The sequence below is a fragment of the Aeromonas sp. QDB11 genome, from assembly GCF_027705265.1.
GTDB lineage: Bacteria > Pseudomonadota > Gammaproteobacteria > Enterobacterales > Aeromonadaceae > Aeromonas > Aeromonas allosaccharophila.
The window spans coordinates 1-647 of record NZ_JAPDBM010000228.1; the positions used below are offsets into that span (position 1 = coordinate 1).

The 647-nt window shown below is 52.4% G+C and carries 1 protein-coding gene; it reads right to left on the reverse strand.

The window, feature by feature from the left end:
* Window positions 1-75: 75 nt before the first annotated feature.
* Window positions 76-510 (reverse strand): hypothetical protein, encoded by a 435-nt coding sequence (locus OKC40_RS22800; protein ID WP_155270316.1) that lies wholly within the window; start codon window positions 508-510, stop codon window positions 76-78.
* Between the last annotated feature and the right edge of the window lie 137 nt (window positions 511-647).

The window sequence follows — 647 nt, forward strand, 5'->3', positions numbered from 1 at the left end:
TTGTGTGAGGTGTGGTGTTGAGTGGGGGAGGCGCGAGCCTCCCTCACCTTATCTATCAAGATGTGTAGATATGGCTTACTTCAGTATGACGCTGCCTGAAGGTATCTGGTTGGCCTCTTCGAGGCTCAGGTAGCGTGGGCCTTGTACGCTGGCCAGTGACTTGAATAACCACGGATGCGGCTTTAGCCAAGCTTTGGTGTCTTCGTAAACGTCTCCACCGACCACGAAGTAACGACCATCACACCCGTCATCGTGTAGTTCATTGGCATCAGGTGTCGAGAGTTTCAGCTGGCAGCCTTCGATGACAACCACGACTTGAGACTTGTAAACCCCAATGACGGTGGAGATTTTGTTGGCCATATCACTTGAAACCCGCCAAGCGCTAATGGCGCCCTTGTAAGCACCTCGGCTGGAGTAGGTCTCTACCAAGTTGACTACCAATGCCGTCACAATACGTACCTCGTTAAGTTGTTTGGAATGCGGTTTGTTGCTAGTGACCTGCATAGCCACCGATGAACGTGTTGATAGGGTCAGCGCGACTTGAAGTAGGCGACCTTTTCAAGGAAGTAGCGACCCAGTTCACCTTGATGTTGGTTCGCTTCGCTTTCTGCGCTGGCCAAGTGACCGTTGCGCTCCTTCCATACCGC